Origin of the sequence: Bradyrhizobium ontarionense (genome assembly GCF_021088345.1) — a bacterium.
Lineage (GTDB): Bacteria > Pseudomonadota > Alphaproteobacteria > Rhizobiales > Xanthobacteraceae > Bradyrhizobium > Bradyrhizobium ontarionense.
Genome location: NZ_CP088156.1, coordinates 1710078 through 1724553 on the forward strand (window position 1 = coordinate 1710078; position 14476 = coordinate 1724553).

The following is a 14476-nucleotide window of genomic DNA, read 5'->3' on the forward strand; positions in this document are numbered from 1 at the left end:
CATGCAATCCCGCGCAGCAAGCACGCGGGCCTGGAGCATACGCATGTCTACCCCTGAAAACACCCATGTCGCCGTCATCGGCGCCGGCATCACCGGCATCACCACTGCCTACAATCTCGCCAAACGCGGCTGCCGCGTCACCATCTTCGACCGCCACCCTTACGCGGCCATGGAGACCTCGTTCGCCAATGGCGGGCAATTATCGGTCTCCAATGCCGAGGTCTGGAACAGCTGGGCCACGGTCTGGAAGGGCATCAAATGGATGACGACGCCGGGCGCTCCGCTGCTCGTCAATCCGACCCCGACCTGGCACAAGATCAGCTGGATGATGGAGTTCATCGCCAACATCCCGCGCTACGAGGAGAACACCGTCACCACCGTGCGCATGGCGCTCGAGGCGCGCGCGCATCTCCGCAAGATCGCGGCCGACGAGGGCATCGACTTCGACTGCGAGGATCGCGGCATCCTGCACTTCTACGAGACCAAGAAGGAGTTCGACTCGGCCGCAGGCGTCTCGGCGCTGCTCGCCAAGGGCGGGCTGGAGCGCCGCACCGTGACGCCGTCGGAAATGAAGGCGATCGAACCGGCGCTGCGCGGCAACTACTACGGCGGCTTCTACACGCCGAGCGACTTCACCGGCGACATCCACAAATTCACCATCGGGCTCGCCAAGGCCTGCGAGCGGCTCGGCGTCGCGATGCGACTGTCGGACGAGGTGCTGTCGGTCTCGGCCAGCGATCGCGGCGTCACCGTGATCAGCCAGTCGACCGAGCCGCAGCTGGAGAAGACCGCGCCGCCGACCGAAGTTCATCAGTTCGACCGCATCGTGGTCTGCGCCGGCGTGCTGTCGCGCCAGTTCGCCCGTGCGCTCGGAGACCGCGTCAACATCTACCCCGTGAAGGGCTATTCGATCACGCTGCAGCTCTCGGAAAAATCCGACCAGGAGGCCGCGCCCTGGGTCAGCCTGCTCGACGACGCCGCCAAGATCGTCTCCAGCCGGCTCGGGCCGACGCGGCTGCGCGTCGCCGGCACCGCGGAATACAACGGCTACAATCGCGACATCAGGGCTGAGCGCATCTCGCCCCTGATCAACTGGTGCCGGGCGCATTTTCCGGGGCTGTCGACGCGGCAGTCGGTGCCGTGGACCGGCCTGCGGCCGATGATGCCGGACATGCTGCCGCGGGTCGGCCGCGGCAAAAATCCGCGGGTGTTCTACAACACCGGCCACGGCCATCTCGGCTGGACATTGGCGACCGCGACGGCCGATGCAGTATCGGCGCTGGTGGTGGCCCGGCCGAACGCGGCGTGATGCGGGCGGCAATGTCGGAGACTCGCTGTCTCACCGCCGTCATTCCGGGGCGCCCGCAGGGCGAGCCCGGAATCCATAACCACGACTGTGGGTGAGAAAACGAGTGCGCGGCCACGGCGATCTCGCGCCACAATGACGGCCTGTGAGTATGGATTCCGGGCTCGCCCTGCGGGCGCCCCGGAATGACGTGCTGAGAGGTTGTGGCCTGCACATGCGATGAGTTCGTTGCACGACTTATCGCGCGAAGACGGGGCCGCCCCTCACATCGCCCGCACCGCCGCTCGCGCGGTGAGAATGCAGCCGGGCAGGAAGGTGCCTTCCAGCGACCGCTTGCCCGAGGCGCCCCCGCCGCCGAAGCCGGCGGCCTCGCCCACCGCATAGAGGCCGCTGATCGGCGCGCCCACCGCATCGAGCACGCTGCTCTGCAGATCGGTCTTGAGACCACCGAGACTCTTGCGGGTAATGAGCTGCATGTGAATGGCGATGTACGGCCCTGCCCCGCTCATCTGCAACGGTGCCGGCTTGCAGGTGCGCAGCTTGTCGGGCCCCCATTGGCGCGCATGCAGGATGCGGCGCAGCTGATCGTCATTGTGGAGCTTGTCACCGTTCCTGAAATTGGCGTCGAACGCGTCAGCGGTTGCCTGCAGCACTTCAGGCCTCACATCGTCCGTGCCCGTCAGTGCATTCATCTTGGCGGCAAGACCGGCCAGCGTGTCGTCGACCAGGAAGTGCCGGCTCTCGCGCTGCATCTGCCGCACCAGCCGATGATTGCCGAGCAGCGTCTCCTTCAGGAACATCGGCATCTGCCGGTCGCGGATGCGCGCATTGTGCTCGGCGCCGGATATGGCGAACTCCTTGGCGGCGATGCGCCAGTTGAGCAGATGCCATGTGTAGGGCTTGTCCTGCGCGGCCACGCGCTGGCACAGGACGTGGGTGTCGAAACCGGTGACCAGCGGCTCGGGGCCGATACGCTCGCCTCTGTGGTTGAGCCACAGTGCCGATTTGCACGGCACCAGCGACAGGCCGTGGCCCTCGAAATGCGGATGAGGATGCGGAATGCCGGCGGCGTAGTTCCACATCTCGCCGGCATGCGTGATCTGTGCGCCCACCGCGTCAGCGGCATGGTGGTGCAGCTCGCCGTCGGCGAACGGATGGGCGCCGTTGAGCATCGTCTGCGGTAGCGGCCGGCCCTTGACCCAGTTGGCACGCGTCTCCTCATGGCCGCCATTGATGCCGCCCATCGCCAGCACCGTCAGCGGCGCCGCGATGCGGATCTCGGCGCCGGTTTCCTCGTTGACGGCAACGACACCCGACACAGCCCCGGCGGCGCGATCGAGACTGATGACGCGGTGACGGTGCAGCACGTTGAGCTTGCCGCCACCATCGGCGGCGCGCATCGCTTCGATCATCACGCGGGTCAGCCGGTGCGAGGTGCCCCAGACGATGTGATAGCGCGGCAGCGAATTGCCGTCGCCCTGCAGGCCGCGCTCGGCCCAGTTGACCGCCGGCATGAAGGTCACGCCGTGCGAGAGCAGCCAGTCGTAGACTTCCGCTCGCGAATGCTCGACGTAGTAGCGCGCCCATTGCAGCGGCCAATGATCGGCTTCATCGAGCTCGCCGAAGCGCAGCCAGTCGCGCAGCGCGATCTCCGGCGTATCCGGGATCTTTATGCGCGCCTGCAGCGGCGTGCCGACCAGCGCCATGCCACCGAACGCCCACAGCGCCAGCCCGCCGAACCGCTCCGGCGTGTCCCTGTCCACCAAAGTGACCGACTTGCCGGCGCGTAGCGCCTCGAGTGCGGTGACAATGCCGGCAAGACCGCCGCCGGCAATGACGACATCGGATTGGAGCGTCGTGCTCATGTCACGGTGCGATCTTGCGCTTGAGCATGCGCGCCACAGACAGCGGCATGCGATCGAGTGAGCCCAACAGATGCGGCAACAGCTTCAGCTTGAGGCCCGTCAGTGCGGGCGGCACCACGGCCTCGATCAGATGCGGCCCCGGCGTCGCCAGCGCGCGCTCGAGCGCAGTCGTGAACTCGTCCGGCGTCGTCGCCCGGGTCGATCGCACCCCCATGCCGTCGGCAATCTGCGCGAACTTCAACACCGGCCCGTGCAGGTCGAGCTGCGCCCGCGCCTTCGGGCCGATCTCGTCGGCGCCGACCCGCTCCAGCTCAACGTTGAGCACCGAATAGGAGGCGTTGTTGAAGATCACAGCGGTGACGTTGAGCTGCTCGCGCGCGATCGTCCACAGCGACTGGATCGTGTACATCGAGCTGCCGTCGCCGATCAGCGCTAGCACCGGTCGGTCCGGACAGGCGATCGCAGCGCCGATCGCGTTCGGCAGGCCCTGCCCGATGGCGCCGCCGGTCAGCGTGATCAGATCATGGCGCGGCGCACCGGACGTGAACTTCGATAGCATCAGGCCGGAGCTGATGGCCTCGTCGACCAGGATGGCGTTGTCGGGCAGCAGATGGCCGACGGCCTTGCAGACCTTCTCGGCGGTGAGCTTCTTGCCGCGCGGACGCCCGGGCCGCGATGCCTGAGCCAACGCCGGCGTACTGCGCTCGGCCCCCAGCGCGACGGCAAGCTTGGTCAGGCTGCCTGCAGCGTCCTGCGCCGGCGTCGACAGCGTGAGCACGTTGCAGCCATCGTGCGGGAGATAGCTCTTCTTGCCGGGATAGGCGAAGAACGACACCGGCGCCTTGGCGTCGACGAGGATCAGCGTGTCGATTTCCTTGAGCTGAATCGATGCCATCTCGGCGAGATAGGCGATGCGGTCGACCGTGGGCAGGCCGGCGCCGCGCTGCATGCGCGTCGGAAAGGTCTCGGCGTAAATCTTGACGTTGGCGCTCGCGGCGACACGCGCCGCAGCCAGCAGCGCCGCCTCATGCAGCGCCATGCCGCCGAGCAGAACGGCGCTGCGGCCGCCCGCCTTGATGGCCGCGGCAACAGCCTGCACGGTGGTGTCATCGGCTGCAGCCGGCGGCGCGATCGCAGGCGCCGGCTCCGCCACCCCGCCTTGGCCCCACGAGACATCGGCCGGCAGGATCAAGGTCGCCACCTGCCCCGGACGCGAGCGCGCCACCTTCACGGCTTCGACGGCGTCGCGGCAGAGTTGCTCAGTCGTCTGCGACGTCCGCACGAATCCCGGCGACACGTTGCGCGCAACGGTCTCGATGTCGGACTGCAACTGAGCATCATATTTGACGTGGTAGGTGGCGTGGTCGCCGACGATGTTGACGACGGGCACCTTGCCCTTGCGGGCATTGTGCAGGTTCGCAAGCCCATTGCCGAGGCCGCAGCCGAGATGCAGCAACGTCGCCGCCGGCATCTCGGCCATACGGGCATAGCCGTCGGCGGCACCCGTGGCGACGCCCTCGAACAGGCAAAGCACGGCGCGCATCTCCGGCGCCGAATCCAGCGCCGCGACGAAGTGCATCTCGGAGGTGCCGGGATTGGTGAAGCAGACCCGCACGCCGGCGTTGACCAGGGTCCGTATCAGAGCTTGTGCGCCGTTTTGCACGAGAGAGGACATGACAGGGCCTGTTGCCGCGGGGGGGCGACAGACCGTGGGCGCGGCCCGATCGGCCGCGCTGTGGCGCTCCCCCAATTTGTTTGCGCCATTGTGGGATTGACCGTCTCAGAAATCCAATGAATTGTTATGGCTCGATCAATGAATTGAGATCATCAATGGAAACGCCGACTCTGCGCCAGCTGCAGCAGCTGGTCTATCTTGCGGAAGAGCGGCATTTCGCCAGAGCCGCCAAGCGCGCCCATGTCACGCAGTCGGCGTTGAGCCGCAGCCTGCAGACGCTGGAGGACGCCGCGGGCATGCGGCTGTTCGACCGCAGCTCCCGTTCCGTGGAGATCACACCGGTCGGCGAGCGGCTGGTGACGCGTGCCAGGTCGATCCTGTCCAGCGCCGACGACCTCGGCCGCGAGATGCGCCTGTTGCGCTCCGGGGATGCCGGCGAAGTGGCCGTGGGCGTCGGCGCCTTCACCGGGCTGACGCTGCTCCCCGAAGCGGTGGCCCGGCTCTATGCCAGACATCCGTCCGTCCGCGTCACCCTCGTGCAGGACAATTGGCGCGTCCTGATGGACGTCCTGCAGCAGGGCAAGCTCGACTTCTTCCTGGCGCACATTTCGGATATCCGTGCCGACGAGAGCCTCGAGGTGGAGACCCTCGGCGGCCTGCCCGGCCACTTCTATTGCCGGCGGGGCCATCCGCTGGCGCGCAGGCTGGAGATCGCCGCACGGGATCTCGCCGGCCAACGCTTCGCCTCCGTGATCATCCCGCAGGATCTCAGAGAGCGACTGCATGCGCTGATCGCGTCCCCCGACGACGACGGCTTCGCCGTCACGCTGGAATCCGAGAATGTCAGCCTGCTGGCGCAGGTCGCGATCAAATCGGACGTCGTGCTCCTGGCCGGCGATGCGGTGCTCGCCCAGGAGCTGGCCTCCGGCCAGTTGGTCCGGCTCAACGTCACCGAGTTGCAGGAGCCGCGCGCGTCGGGGCTGCTGATGGCGCAGTTCGGAATGTTGCGGCTGAAGGGGCGCACGCTGTCGCCTGCAGCCATGATGCTCATGGACATGGTGCGTGCAGAAGCAGAGAGGATACTGATCACGCCGCGGCTCCCCGCTGCCGCAAGCCCGCCGCGCCGCGGCAAGCAGCCCTCCTCGCGCGGCAAGCCGGCCACGGCAAGGCCTCGCCGCTCTCATCCCACCGCCAAGGGACGCATCTGATGTCACCGTCCCCAAACGGTGTGAGCATCCAGCAATCAGCGCGAGAGCGATGTCCGGGACATCTCCTGCAGCAGTCGCAACGTCTCCTCGGCCCTGTCCTCGGGCACGAACAGGTGATCGTGATGAAAGGCCGACACCGCGTTGACGCTGATGCCGGCAGCGGCGAGCCGCGCCGTGACCGCGGCGAGGAAGCCGACGGCATCGAGCGCGGAATGGACCGTCAGCGTGATCAGGCGTGACGCGAACTGATACGGCAGCTCTTCCCGTTCGGCGTCCTCGCGGCGAACAACGAACGTGAGACCTTCGCGCTCACGAAACAACAGCAGCGGCGCGGGCGTGGCGGCAAGGCCGGCGTCCGAGCTGGCAGTGCAGAACACGAACACGCCGTCCTGCAGCTCAGGCTGCATCGTCCGCAGCAAATTGTCCAGATTGCGCTCGCCTGCCATGGGCCGCCTCAGGACGATACGAGGCGATCCCGGCCATGCGGCGCCGTAAAATCCTGCCGCGGCCCGACCGGGACGATGCCGGTCGGATTGATGGTGCGGTGGCTCTCGTAGTAGTGCCGCTTGATGTGCTCGAAATTGACCGTCGCGGCGATGCCGGGCCATTGATAGAGATCGCGCGTGTAGGCCGAAAGATGCGGATAGTCGGCGATGCGGCGGATGTTGCACTTGAAGTGGCCGACATAGACAGCGTCGAAGCGGATCAAGGTCGTGAACAGCCGGATGTCGGCTTCGGTCATGGCGTCACCGAGCAGGAAGCGGCGCGTCGACAGCCTGTCGTCCAGCCAGTCGAGCGTCGCGAACAGCGGCCCGATCGCCTCCTCATAAGCGGCTTGCGTGGTGGCGAAGCCGCATCTGTAGACGCCGTTGTTGAGCGTGTCGTAGACGCGGGCATTGATCGCGTCGATCTCGTCGCGCAGCGCTCGCGGATAGTAGTCGCTGGGGATCGCGCCGATGCCGTCGAAGGCCGAGTTCAGCATCCGGATGATCTCGGACGACTCGTTGTTGACGATCGCGCGCCGCTCCTTATCCCACAGCACGGGCACGGTGACGCGGCCGGAGTAGTTCGGGTCGGCGGCGGTGTAGACCTGATGCAGGAATTGCGCGTGGTTGACGCCGTCCTGTACGACGCCGGGACCTCCGGCGAAGGTCCAGCCCTGCTCGCGCATCAGCCAATGCACGACGGAAACCGAGATCATGTCGGTGAGCCCCTTCAGGGCACGCATGATCAGGGTGCGATGCGCCCATGGGCAGGCCAGGCTGACATACAGGTGATAGCGCCCGGCTTCCGCCTTGAAGCCGCCGGCGCCGGTCGGGCCCGGGCTGCCGTCCGCGGTGACGAAGCTGCGGAAGGCGGAATCCTTGCGGACAAAACGGCCGCCGGAGGCGGCCGTGTCGTACCAGACGTCGTGCCATTGGCCGTCGACCAGAAGTCCCATCACGCTCTCCTCGCCATCACGCCTGAGGGGCACAGCAGGTGGGCTGCTCCGTCTCCTCAGGCGAACCGTATGAGAGGAGTACACGTCGTCCGGCCACTGCGCCAGCGCAGGCGCCAGCGCCTCTTTCAAGGCGCGGGCTCAGCGGGACATGGATCAGGACTGGAACGGAATGGTACGGCCGGGCTGCGCCGCCTGCTCGCGGGTGTAGGACACGCCGTGCACCTTCACGCCGGATGCGTTCAACAATGTGATGATACCGCCCTTGTTCGACAACGCCACGGGTGCCGCGATCGGGACCACCATGGTGGCGCCGCGCGCGATCGTGCCTTTCAGCAACATCATGTTCTTCTGCTTGTCCTTAATCTGCCAACCGTCGAGATCCACGTCGATATCGGCTGTATTGAGCAGGGTCACGGTCTCGTGCTCCGGTGTGCGCACGTCGTTGACATAGGCCGCGACGATGCGCACCAGCCCGTCGGGCACGTCGAGCGGAGGAATGTGGTCACGGTCCGGAGGTGTATGCGGCGCATCCGGGTGATCGGGATCAGGCGGAAGGATGACCTCTCCGCTGGTATCGTCCGAATGCCAGGCCTGGGTCTGGAATTTCAGGAAGATGGCGACCCATTGCTGCTGGTCGGGAAACTCGAAGATCAGTCCGCCGTCCTGCCAGGGACCGTTGTCCTTCGCGTACTGTCCGGGTGGGTTGCCCTGATTGAAATGGATGTCGTGGATGCCGCGGCCAGGCTTGAAGCCGAAATAGCGGTCGGCCTTGTCTTCCGGTCCCCACGAGATGCCGAAAGCGTAGACGAAGGCCAGCTCGTCCGACATCGCGCGCTGGACATAGGAGTCGATCTTCTCGTTGAGATCGTTGTCGGGACCGGCGGCCGACAGCGGCAACGGCTTCAGCTCCCAGGGTTGCATCAGATTGCTCCGGATGAAATCGAGCGCCACACCGCCGGGCTTGCTTTCCAGCGGGTGCAGCCCTTCCGAAAACGCCTTCAGACCATCGACGATCGGATGTTCGAAGCGCGAGCGGACCAGGAATTCGACCTCGCTGCCGTCCTGGGAGCGGACGTTGATAGCGATGCGATAGAGTTCGCCGTCAGCCGACACGAGCACCTGGTAGTGCGGACTGCCACCTGTCGCGAGACGATTGTTGATCGGCCGTCCCTTCAGCAGCGAATAATCCTTCAATGGCATCGGTGCCTCCCCTTTTCTCGTTGGTGGTTCGGGTGACGGCGCTCACGCGCCAGAGCCGGGGCGGTCCGCCCCTGCACCAGCTTACATGCCTCTCCAGACGGGTCTGTGAACGAGATCACGCGCGCAGCGTGTTTGATTGCGGCTGCGAGACGCAGCAGAGGGTCACTCCGCCGGCCGCGCCAGCCGCGCCCTCGCCCGCGTCACCGCGTTGATGAAGCCCTCGCGCGCATCCGAATGGCCCTGCCCGCGCGGTTCCAGCACGTGGCGCAGCAGGAACAGGCCGGTCAGACGAAAGCCATCGAGCAGATCCTGGTCGGACCAGCCATGGTCCTCCTCGCTTTCGCGCAGGAACGGCGGCAGCGGCAGCAGCCGGTCGGCCCACGGCGCGCCTGCGTTGCGCGATACCGCGCCGCCCGATTTCGGCGAGACGTAGATGAGGTCGGTGGTTTCGCCGGTGGCGGCGCAGGAGTCGAGATCGAGCCCGAAGCCGAGCTCGGCCAGGATCGCGAGCTCGAAGCGGACGATGTGGACTGCGGCAACGCCGGCATCCTCGAAATCATCCAGCGCATGTTCGACGCGCAGATAGATCTCCTGGTGCGGATCGCGCTCCGGCAGCAGCCGGGCCAGCGCCGCCAGATGCGTCGTGCCATAGGCGCCGTGCGAGGCCGCCATCAGCCCGGCCGCGCGCAAGGTCAGCCCGTCGATGGCGTACATGCCGAGATGCTCGTCGAGCCTTGCGCGCCACACCGCGCGCACCGTGTTGCCGGGCTGCAGGACGGGGCGCATGCGCGCGCCGCTGGCGCCGCGCACCAGGCCGAGATGACGGCCGTGCTCACGCGTCAACAGCTCGAGGACGGCCGAGGATTCGCCGTGCCGCCGCACGCCCAACACGATGCCGTCATCGGTCCATTCCATTGGACGAGCGGTCTCCACGGATCTCGCGTGTGCTGTACCAGCCAACGTCACGCATGCTTCGCCCAACATCGTAGCTTGCGCTCGATGCCTCCGCAAACACGGTCATTGCGAGCGCAGCGAAGCAATCCAGTGCCGGGAAGGAAGTCTGGATCGCTTCGCTCGCAATGGCGTGACGACGAGGTCACGCTCCACTGATCGCCACTGTGCCGCCCGTTTCAGCCCAGTCCGGGCTGCGCGCAGGCAGCTCATGCGGTGAACCAGCCGCGCGCGTCGCCCGTGAACGAGTAATACAGCCCGACCGTCGTCAGCGCACAGGAGATCACCTCGATGCCGGCATCGAGCGTCATCCCCTTCTGAGCGATGACCTGCACCAGCGAGATGTCCGACAGCACCAGCGCCGCCAGCAGCACCCAGCGCGGCCAGTTCTTGCGCCGTTGCGCCGCCAGATAGACGAAATAGAACAGCAACAGGATGACGACGCCGTTGAGCACCGTCTGGGCCGTGATCATGTCCTCGGTCATCTCGAAGGTCGGGGTGCGATCCGAGACGGCGACGGACAGCGCATCCAGCATCAGCGAGATGTAGAGCAGGACTTCGAACCACAACACGTTGCGCGGCACGCTCATCATCATTCCCTGGGGAACTCGAGCCCCATTTCCCGATAGCGATCGGGATCGTCGCCCCAGTTCTCACGCACCTTCACGAACAGGAACAGGTGCACCGGCACGCCGGTGATCTCGGCGATTTCCTTGCGCGACTGCGCGCCGATCGACTTGATCGTGGCGCCGGCCTTGCCGAGCACGATCTTGCGCTGGCTGTCGCGCTCCACGAAGATCGTCTGCTCGATGCGGATCGAGCCGTCCTTGCGCTCGGTCCAGCTGTCGGTCTCGACCGTGGATTGATACGGCAGCTCCTGGTGCAGATGCGAATAGATCTTCTCGCGGGTGATCTCGGCCGCGAGGTGCCGCATCGGCGCATCCGACATCTGGTCTTCCGGATAGTGGAACGGCCCCGCCGGCACCATCTCCGCCAGCGCCCGCCTGACATCGTCGACGCCGTCGCCCGACAGCGCCGAGATCAGGAACGTGCGTGCGAAAGTGAGCTTCTCGTTGGCAGCCGCAACCAGCGCCAGCAGCTTATCGCGCGGCACCAGGTCGACCTTGTTGACCACCAGGATCTTCTGATGCGCGACCGTCGCAGCCTTGGCCAGGATCGCCTCGGCCTCGTCGTCGAGGCCCTTCTTGGCGTCGAGCAGCACGCAGACGAGATCGGCATCATGCGCCCCGCTCCAGGCGGTGGTGACCATCGCGCGGTCGAGCCTGCGCTTCGGCGCGAAGATGCCGGGCGTGTCGACCAGGATGATCTGCGAAGCGCCTTCGATGACGATGCCGCGGATCAGCGCCCGCGTGGTCTGCACCTTGCGCGAGACGATCGTCACCTTGGAGCCGACCAGCGCGTTGACGAGCGTCGACTTCCCCACATTCGGCGCGCCGATCAGCGCAACGAAACCGCAACGGGTGTCGGCCCCCCGTCCAGCCTGCGCCTCATCCATCATTGCTGCCGCCGCTGACGCCTTCACGTTCGATCATGACTGATGCCGCAACCTTCTCCGCTGCCCGCTTCGAGCCGCCGACGCCTTCGGCCGGCTCGAGGCCCGGCAGATCGACGGCCACGCGGAACTGCGGATCGTGGTGCGGGCCGGTGCGCTCGACCTCGCGATAGACCGGGGTGGGCAGGCCCTTGCCCTGCGCCCATTCCTGCAGCACGGTCTTCGGGTCACGCAGCGGCCGCCGCGGCTTGTGCATGCGCTCGGTCCAGTTGCGCTCGACGAAGCCTGCAGCGGCCGTGTAGCCGCCGTCGAGGAAGATCGCGCCGATCACGGCCTCGCAGACGTCGCCCAGCACCGACTTGCGCAGCCGCGCGCCCGCCCCGGCCCCGACCGCGCCCAGCTTGATGTCATCGAGCAGGCCGAGCGACTTGGCGACGTCGGCGCAGCTCTCCTTGCGCACGAGGTCGGCCAGCCGCTTCGACAATTCGCCCTCGTCCGCGCTCGGAAACGCGCGATAGAGCATGTCGGAGACGATCAGGCCGAGCACGTGGTCGCCGAGGAATTCGAGCCGCTGATAGCTATCGCCGCGCTTCTTGGCGGATTTCAGCGCCGAGACATGGGTGAAGGCGGTGCTGAGCAGCGACGGATCAGAGAAGTGGTGGCCGACGCGCGCCTCGATCGCGGCATTGGCGGCCTTCTCCGCGGCCTTGGCGCCCTTCGCGGCGCCAGTACCGGCGCTCTTGGTGCCACGACTGCCCTTGGCCTTGCTGCGCGGCTTGCCGTCCGCGGCGCCTTCGGCCGGGACGTCCGGCCGGCTCTCCGTCTCGGCCTCGGCAGTCGATTCGGCGGTCGATTCTGACTTGGCTTCCGCCTTGATGTCCGTCTTTGCCTCGGTCTTTGAGTCGATCTTGGCCTCGCCCTTCGTTTCAGGCCTTGTTTCAGGTCTGGGACGCGACGCGGCCTTGGGCGCCGTCTCGAGCGCGCCCGCGCCGCCGGGTTGCAGGCCCGATGCGGTAGCCTGTGTCGCCTGGATCTCGGGTGAGTCGTCGATCATCGCACGATTTTAAAGATACGATTCCAGCGCACCGAGACCGGCCAGCGCCAGAAAGCCCAGGCATGCTCGCCCTCGGCAATGGAGAAAAAGATCAACTGGGCCCGGCCGACGACGTTCTCGAACGGCACGTAGCCCACCGCGGACAGCACGCGGCTGTCGGTCGAATTGTCACGGTTGTCGCCCATCATGAAGAAGTGGCCGGGCGGCACCGTGTACACGGCGGTGTTGTCGTAGAAGCCGTTGTCGACGCAGTCCAGCGACTCATAGCTGACACCATTCGGCAGCGTCTCCTTCCAGCGCTTGACCCGCGCGGTCGCATCCGAGCCGCACGGATCCTCGCCGATGAAGTCGGAGAGCCGCTCGCGCTGCACCGGGCGATCATTGATGTAGAGCAGCCCCTCGCGGACCTGGATCCGGTCGCCGGGCAGGCCGATCACGCGCTTGATGTAGTCGGTGGTGTCGTCCTTCGGGAGACGGAATACGACGATGTCGCCACGGTTCGGTTCCGAGCCGAAGACGCGGCCCGAGAACAGAGGCGGCGACAGCGGGATCGAATAATGGCTGTAGCCATAAGAATATTTCGACACGAACAGGTAGTCGCCGACCAGCAGCGTGGCCTTCATCGATCCCGAAGGAATGTTGAAGGGCTGGAACAGGAAGGTGCGGATCACGAGCGCGATGAGCAGGGCATGGACGACGACACGAACGGTTTCGCCGAGGCCGCTGTCAGTCTTGGTTCCGGAGGTCACGCTCATCGCTCTTCCAATGTCCTTTGGCGAATGGTCCGAAGATTCGCCCAGCCTTTGCAGAACACCCGTCCCCCCGCGAACAACGTAGCGTTCCGCGGCTTAAAGGAGTCTGTCCTGATTCTGGTGGTTAAGGCCAACTCCGGTATCACCCAGAATCCGCCCCTGATGCAGCCGGTTCGATCTCAGCGGGTTTTAGACGACTGTTCCGACCCGCGCAATCAAGGGCCGCATCAAAACTATATAACTCGCTGGAATCGATCGCATTTTTGTTTTTCCGCTGGAAACGGCGCGGGCCCCTCAGGATGTCTCGCGGCGCACGGCCGAAATTATGACGAAGGCCTGCGCCAGCGGCCAGTCATCGGTGATCGAAAGATCGATGCGGGCCTCCCAGCCCTCCGGCGTCAGCGCCCCCAGCCGCTCGGCCGCGCCACCCGTGAGTTGCATGGTCGGCCGGCCGCCCGGCAGGTTGACCACGCCCATGTCGCGCCACCACACGCCGCGGCGGATGCCGGTGCCAAGCGCCTTGGAGCAGGCCTCCTTGGCCGCGAATCGCTTGGCATAGGTCGCGACCACCATGGTCTCGTTCTTGGCGCGCCGCTCCGCCTTGGCGCGCTCGGCGTCGGTGAAGATGCGATTGAGGAATCGCTCACCGTGGCGCTCGATCACCTTGGCCACGCGGCGGATGTCGATCAGGTCGGAACCGATGCCGATGATCATGCGCTCGTGCTCCTAGGCAGCCGCCCGGCTCCGGCCCCGATCCATCGCCGCGCGCATGGTCCGCACCGATTCGGGCAGGCCGACGAACAGCGCCTCGCCCACCATGAAGTAGCCGATGTTGAGCTCGACGATCTCCGGCAGGGCCGCGATCTGCTCGGCGGTCGCATAATCCAGCCCGTGTCCGGCATGGACCTCGAGCCCCGCCGAATCGGCCAACCGGGCGCCTGCCACGATCCGCTCCCACTCTCCGGCCGCCTTGTCCTGGTGGCCATCGGCGACGGCATCGCACCAGCCGCCGGTGTGGATTTCGATCACGGGCGCGCGCAGGCGCGCCGCCATCTCGATCTGGGCGGGGTCGGCGGCGATGAACAGCGAAACCCGGATGCCGGCGTCGTTGAGCCGGGCGATCGCGGGCGCCAGCGCATTGTGCTGGCCGACCACGTCGAGGCCGCCTTCCGTGGTCAGTTCCTCGCGCCGTTCCGGCACGAGGCAGCAGGCATGCGGCCGCGTCGCAAGCGCAAGACGCACCATCTCCGCGGTGGCCGCCATCTCGAAATTGAGCGGCTTGGATATCTCGCCTTTCAGGCGCGCCATGTCGGCGTCGCGGATGTGCCGCCGGTCCTCGCGCAGATGGGCGGTGATGCCGTCGGCCCCCGCCTCGATCGCGACCAGTGCGGCGCGTACCGGATCCGGGTTGCGGCCGCCACGGGCATTCCGCAACGTCGCGATGTGGTCGACATTGACGCCGAGGCGCAGCTTCGGAGGGTGGGGCGTTGCAGGATCGGACATGGGCCGGC

General features: G+C 66.4%; 14 protein-coding genes. 2 read left to right on the forward strand and 12 right to left on the reverse strand.

What is annotated here, in order from left to right:
* Positions 1 to 43 precede the first annotated feature (43 nt).
* Complete coding sequence (locus LQG66_RS07685; protein WP_231325023.1) at positions 44 to 1309, forward strand: D-amino acid dehydrogenase; 1266 nt, start codon at positions 44 to 46, stop codon at positions 1307 to 1309.
* Positions 1310 to 1569: 260 nt separating this feature from the next.
* Here the strand turns inward: LQG66_RS07685 and LQG66_RS07690 are convergent, their stop codons facing one another.
* Together LQG66_RS07690 and LQG66_RS07695 are read right to left on the reverse strand one after the other, a co-directional pair.
* Positions 1570 to 3171, reverse strand: a complete 1602-nt coding sequence (locus LQG66_RS07690; RefSeq protein ID WP_231325026.1) for an FAD-binding protein — start codon at positions 3169 to 3171, stop codon at positions 1570 to 1572.
* A 1-nt stretch (position 3172) separates the two neighbouring features.
* Entirely contained in the window at positions 3173 to 4834 is a 1662-nt protein-coding gene (locus tag LQG66_RS07695) for an acetolactate synthase large subunit (protein WP_231327721.1), read from the reverse strand.
* 167 nt (positions 4835 to 5001) lie between these two features.
* On the opposite strand from LQG66_RS07695, the gene LQG66_RS07700 reads away from it, so the two are divergent.
* Positions 5002 to 6054, forward strand: coding sequence for a LysR family transcriptional regulator (locus tag LQG66_RS07700; RefSeq protein WP_231325029.1), 1053 nt, complete (start codon positions 5002 to 5004; stop codon positions 6052 to 6054).
* Between the two features lie 35 nt (positions 6055 to 6089).
* Here LQG66_RS07700 and LQG66_RS07705 read toward each other — a convergent pair whose 3' ends face one another.
* The 10 genes from LQG66_RS07705 to LQG66_RS07750 all read right to left on the reverse strand — a co-directional run bounded on the left by LQG66_RS07705 (position 6090) and on the right by LQG66_RS07750 (position 14468).
* Positions 6090 to 6500: an ACT domain-containing protein gene (locus LQG66_RS07705; RefSeq protein WP_231325031.1), complete on the reverse strand. Its 411-nt coding sequence runs from the start codon at positions 6498 to 6500 to the stop codon at positions 6090 to 6092.
* Between the two features lie 8 nt (positions 6501 to 6508).
* Complete coding sequence (locus tag LQG66_RS07710) at positions 6509 to 7495, reverse strand: glutathione S-transferase family protein (protein ID WP_231325034.1); 987 nt, start codon at positions 7493 to 7495, stop codon at positions 6509 to 6511.
* Positions 7496 to 7648: 153 nt separating this feature from the next.
* Positions 7649 to 8695 carry a DUF2278 family protein gene (locus tag LQG66_RS07715; RefSeq protein WP_231325036.1) on the reverse strand — a complete coding sequence of 349 codons (1047 nt, stop codon included), beginning with the start codon at positions 8693 to 8695 and terminating at the stop codon, positions 7649 to 7651.
* 162 nt (positions 8696 to 8857) lie between these two features.
* Positions 8858 to 9610, reverse strand: coding sequence for a DNA repair protein RecO (gene recO, locus LQG66_RS07720; RefSeq protein ID WP_231325039.1), 753 nt, complete (start codon positions 9608 to 9610; stop codon positions 8858 to 8860).
* A gap of 245 nt (positions 9611 to 9855) precedes the next feature.
* On the reverse strand, positions 9856 to 10236 hold the full coding sequence (locus tag LQG66_RS07725; protein ID WP_231325041.1) for a hypothetical protein: 381 nt from the start codon (positions 10234 to 10236) through the stop codon (positions 9856 to 9858).
* 2 nt (positions 10237 to 10238) lie between these two features.
* Positions 10239 to 11165, reverse strand: coding sequence for a GTPase Era (gene era, locus LQG66_RS07730; protein ID WP_231325043.1), 927 nt, complete (start codon positions 11163 to 11165; stop codon positions 10239 to 10241).
* On the reverse strand, positions 11155 to 12213 hold the full coding sequence (gene rnc / locus LQG66_RS07735; RefSeq protein WP_231325046.1) for a ribonuclease III: 1059 nt from the start codon (positions 12211 to 12213) through the stop codon (positions 11155 to 11157). The genes era and rnc overlap by 11 nt, the downstream gene beginning before the upstream one ends.
* Positions 12210 to 12968 (reverse strand): signal peptidase I, encoded by a 759-nt coding sequence (gene lepB, locus LQG66_RS07740; RefSeq protein ID WP_231325049.1) that lies wholly within the window; start codon positions 12966 to 12968, stop codon positions 12210 to 12212. Before lepB ends, rnc begins: the two co-directional genes overlap by 4 nt.
* A gap of 291 nt (positions 12969 to 13259) precedes the next feature.
* Positions 13260 to 13679 (reverse strand): holo-ACP synthase, encoded by a 420-nt coding sequence (gene acpS, locus LQG66_RS07745; RefSeq protein ID WP_231325051.1) that lies wholly within the window; start codon positions 13677 to 13679, stop codon positions 13260 to 13262.
* 12 nt (positions 13680 to 13691) lie between these two features.
* Entirely contained in the window at positions 13692 to 14468 is a 777-nt protein-coding gene (locus tag LQG66_RS07750; protein ID WP_231325054.1) for a pyridoxine 5'-phosphate synthase, read from the reverse strand.
* Positions 14469 to 14476 lie beyond the last annotated feature (8 nt).

What these genes read in the sequence shown, in the direction of transcription:
- LQG66_RS07725 (WP_231325041.1), bottom strand. Translation starts at nt 10,236, where the DNA reads ATGAGCGTGCCGCGCAACGTGTTGTGGTTCGAAGTCCTGCTCTACATC.
- era (WP_231325043.1), bottom strand. Translation starts at nt 11,165, where the DNA reads ATGATGGATGAGGCGCAGGCTGGACGGGGGGCCGACACCCGTTGCGGT.
- lepB (WP_231325049.1), bottom strand. Translation starts at nt 12,968, where the DNA reads ATGAGCGTGACCTCCGGAACCAAGACTGACAGCGGCCTCGGCGAAACC.
- recO (WP_231325039.1), bottom strand. Translation starts at nt 9,610, where the DNA reads ATGGAATGGACCGATGACGGCATCGTGTTGGGCGTGCGGCGGCACGGC.
- acpS (WP_231325051.1), bottom strand. Translation starts at nt 13,679, where the DNA reads ATGATCATCGGCATCGGTTCCGACCTGATCGACATCCGCCGCGTGGCC.
- LQG66_RS07705 (WP_231325031.1), bottom strand. Translation starts at nt 6,500, where the DNA reads ATGGCAGGCGAGCGCAATCTGGACAATTTGCTGCGGACGATGCAGCCT.
- LQG66_RS07690 (WP_231325026.1), bottom strand. Translation starts at nt 3,171, where the DNA reads ATGAGCACGACGCTCCAATCCGATGTCGTCATTGCCGGCGGCGGTCTT.
- LQG66_RS07685 (WP_231325023.1), top strand. Translation starts at nt 44, where the DNA reads ATGTCTACCCCTGAAAACACCCATGTCGCCGTCATCGGCGCCGGCATC.
- rnc (WP_231325046.1), bottom strand. Translation starts at nt 12,213, where the DNA reads ATGATCGACGACTCACCCGAGATCCAGGCGACACAGGCTACCGCATCG.
- LQG66_RS07715 (WP_231325036.1), bottom strand. Translation starts at nt 8,695, where the DNA reads ATGCCATTGAAGGATTATTCGCTGCTGAAGGGACGGCCGATCAACAAT.
- LQG66_RS07710 (WP_231325034.1), bottom strand. Translation starts at nt 7,495, where the DNA reads ATGGGACTTCTGGTCGACGGCCAATGGCACGACGTCTGGTACGACACG.
- LQG66_RS07750 (WP_231325054.1), bottom strand. Translation starts at nt 14,468, where the DNA reads ATGTCCGATCCTGCAACGCCCCACCCTCCGAAGCTGCGCCTCGGCGTC.
- LQG66_RS07700 (WP_231325029.1), top strand. Translation starts at nt 5,002, where the DNA reads ATGGAAACGCCGACTCTGCGCCAGCTGCAGCAGCTGGTCTATCTTGCG.